This is a genomic window from Altericroceibacterium indicum, from assembly GCF_009828105.1.
In the GTDB taxonomy this organism is placed as follows: Bacteria; Pseudomonadota; Alphaproteobacteria; order Sphingomonadales; family Sphingomonadaceae; genus Altericroceibacterium; species Altericroceibacterium indicum.
Genome location: NZ_WTYQ01000013.1, coordinates 1 through 3907, shown reverse-complemented (window position 1 = coordinate 3907; position 3907 = coordinate 1). Strand labels below are relative to the sequence as shown.

The 3907-nt window shown below is 55.5% G+C and carries 1 protein-coding gene; it reads right to left on the bottom strand.

The features are described from left to right. The coding region (locus GRI39_RS14320; RefSeq protein ID WP_160740411.1) for a beta strand repeat-containing protein at window positions 1–3907 on the bottom strand (3907 nt) is incomplete at both ends.

The following is a 3907-nucleotide window of genomic DNA, read 5'->3' as shown; positions in this document are numbered from 1 at the left end:
TTCGTAATCATAGGTGCCGCCGAAAGTGAAGCCTTCTGCGCCGACCACACTATCGCCGGCATCGCCCTTCACGATCATCCAGGCTTCACCATCCATCCGCCAATCGCTGACATCGAACAGCGTCTTTTCCGTGATGGTGAGCGTGTTGTCCCCCGTACCGGTGAGGTCCACCATTTCGATCGATTTCAGATCACCCGGCAGGAAAGTGGTAAGATCGAGATCCATCCCGGTTCCGGCCAGCGCCAGCGTATCCATGCCAGTGCCACCGTTGATATCGTCAAAATCCGTGGCAGTCAGGGTGATGACATCATCCCCCTCGCCGCCGCGCACCACGTCGCCCGTGCCAATATCAGCAAAGCTATCCGCGCCGCGCCCACCGATCAGAATATCCACATTGGCCGTGCCCACCAGAGCATCGTCTGCGGCAGTGCCCTGCACCACATCCTGCCCAATATCAGCCTGGCCATAGATGATATACGCTTCACCGGCATCGCTGCCGTCATCATCGCCTTTATAGGCCCCAACAATCAGATCATCATAGCCATCGCCATCAATGTCCCCGGCTGACGATACCGAAATGCCCAGTTCGTCTCCCGCGGCATCACCCTGGATGATAAAGCCATCCGCTGCCGTAAGGTTGGCAAGATTAATCGTGCCGTAACCAGCTTCCTTGCCGAAGATCACATAGGCGGAACCGGCATTGCTACCACTCTCGTCATTGCCATTGGCACCGACGATCAGATCATCATAGCCATCGCCATTAATGTCCCCGGCTGATGATACCGAAATGCCCAGATAATCACTCTCCGCAGCACCCTGAATGATAAAGCCCTGTGCGGCGGTCAGATTTGTCGTGTCAATCACCTGGCGGCCTGAAACATCGGTGCCAAAAACGCCGCTGCTGCCAAAGATTACATAGGCTTCTCCCGCATTGTCGTCACCACTATCATCGCCATAACGCGCCCCGACAATCAGATCATCATAGCCATCACCATTGATGTCTCCTGCATCGGACACCGAATAGCCCAGTTGATCATCGGCCGCAGCGCCCTGAATGATAAAGCCCTGCGCGGCAGTCAGATTCGTGGTGTCAATCACCTGGCGGCCTGAAACATCGGTGCCAAAACCGTCACCACTGCCAAAGATCACATAGGCTTCTCCCGCATTGTCGTCACCACTATCATCGCCATAACGCGCCCCGACGATCAGATCATCATAGCCATCGCCATTGATATCCCCGGCTGACGAGACCGAATAGCCCAGTAGATCACCGGCCGTAGCGCCCTGAATGATAAAGCCCTGTGCGGCAGTCAGATTGGTGGTGTCCATCACTTGACGGCCCAATCCGTCAGCGGTGCCAAAAACGCCGCTGCTGCCAAAGATCACATAGGCTTCACCGGCATCAGTACCACTATCATCGCCATAACGCGCCCCGACGATCAGATCATCATAGCCATCGCCATTGATATCCCCGGCTGACGAGACCGAATAGCCCAGATTATCACCTGCCACATCACCCTGAATGATAAAGCCCTGTGCGGCAGTCAGATTGGCGGTGTCCATCACCTGACGGCCCAATCCGTCAGCGGTGCCAAAAACGCCACCACTGCCAAAGATCACATAGGCCGCACCGGCAGCATCGCCGCCATCATCGCCTTTATGGGCACCGACAATCAGATCATCATAGCCATCGCCATTGATATCTCCTGCAGAAGATACAGAGAAGCCTGCACTGTCGCCTGCAACATCGCCCTGAATGACAAAGCCCGTGGATGCGCTGAGGCCGGTCAGATCCACCACCCTCCGGCCTGTGCTGTCAAACGTGCCGAAGCCCGAAGCCTTGCCATAAATAACATAGGCTTCACCGGCAGCATCGCCGCCATCATCGCCGTTATAGGCACCGACAATCAGATCATCATAGCCATCACCATTGATGTCTCCTGCATCGGACACCGAATAGCCTGCCTTGTCGTCTGCAAGGTCGCCCTGAATGACAAAGCCATAATGTTCCTTGAGGATGCTGGTGTCCACCACCGGCGCTCTACCTGCGGCGTTATTGGTGGTGCGCACATCCTGCTCAACCAGCAGATTGGCACGCCCGCGTTCATAGAGGTTGTAGGTCACACCTTGGTAATCGTGAGTACCGCCGAAGGTGAAGCCTTCAGTGTAGACATTGTCACCCACATCGCCCTTCACGATCATCCAGGCTTCACCATCCGCGTGCCAGCCGCTGACATTGAACAGCGCTTGGGCATCAATGGTCAGTGAATTGTCACCCGCCCCGGTGAGGTCGATCATCTCGATCGAATCCAACCGACTGGCAAAGCTCGTGCGCAGATCGAGGTTGAGGCCGGTATCAGCAAGAACCAGCGTGTCTATGCCATGGCCGCCATCCACGTAACGTAGATCGAGGTTGGCCACACTAATAATGTCATCGCCCGCACCAGCACGGATAACATCCGCCCCGCCTGCGCCGTTGATCATATCAACGCCATTGCCGCCGACCAGAATTTCCGCACCGCTGGTGCCGGTCAGTACCTGCCCCACCTGCTCAAGTTGCTGGCCGTAGAATGAACTACCGTAGATGATGTAGGCTTCCCCGGCATCGCCACCGCCATCATCGCCTCTATAGGCACCGACAATCAGATCATCATAGCCATCGCCATCAATGTCGCCAGCGGCAGAAACCGTAACACCAAGCTCGTCTCCAATGGCATCACCCTGGATGATAAAGCCATCCGCTGCCGTGAGGTTAGCAAGGTCAATCGTGCCATAGCCCGCTTCCTTGCCGAAAATCACATAGGCGGAACCGGCATTATTGCCGCCATCTTCATTGCCATTGGCACCGACAATCAGATCATCATAACCATCGCCATTAATGTCCCCGGCTGACGATACCGAAATGCCCAGATAATCACTCGCCGCAGCGCCAATGATTGTGAAACCATCTGTTGCGCTGAGATCGGCACTCAACGCAATCGTGCCGAAGCCTGTTTCCTTGCCAAAGATCACATAGGCTGCACCAGCATTGTCGTCACCTTCATCATCGCCATAGCGCGCCCCGACAATCAGATCATCATAGCCATCGCCGTTAACGTCTCCGGCTGATGATACAGAATAGCCCAGATTATCACCGGCCGCAGCACCCGTGATTGTGAAGCCATCTGCTGCGCTGAGACCGGTATTCAGGTTAATCGTGCCAAAACCTGATGCCTTGCCGAAGATCACATAGGCCGCACCGCCATCATCAACTTCATAGGCACCGACAATCACATCATCATAGCCATCGCCATTGATATCCCCGGCTGAAGAAACCGACCAACCCAGTCGGTCACCGCTTGCATCGCCAGTGATCTGGAAGCCCTGAACTGCGCTGAGCGAGTTGGCCAGGTCAATTGTCCCAAAGCCTGAAGTCTTGCCAAAGATTACATAGGCGGAACCGGTACCTCCATTAGCAAAAGCGCCTAAAAGTATATCATCGATCCCATCGCCATTCACATCCCCGGCTGAGGAGACGGAGTAACCCAGTCGATCCCCATCAGCAGCACCCAGAATTTTGAAACCATCCGCTGCGTTGAGACCACTACCCAGATCAATCGTGCCAAAGCCGCTGGCCTTGCCAAAGATCACATAGGCTGCGCCGGCATCCGCTCCGCCATCATCATTGGAAGGAGCGGCGACAATCAGATCATCATAGCCATCAGCATTCACATCTCCGGCTAAGGAAACAGAAAGGCCCAGATAGTCACTATCGGCAGCCCCAAGGATCGCAAAACCCTCTGTCGCAGTGAGCGGTGTGCTGAGATCAATTACCCGCCGTCCAGTAGCATCCAGCGCGCCAAAACCACTGGCCCCGCCAAAGATCACATAGGCTGCGCCCGTATTCGTGCCGCCATCATCGTTGGCA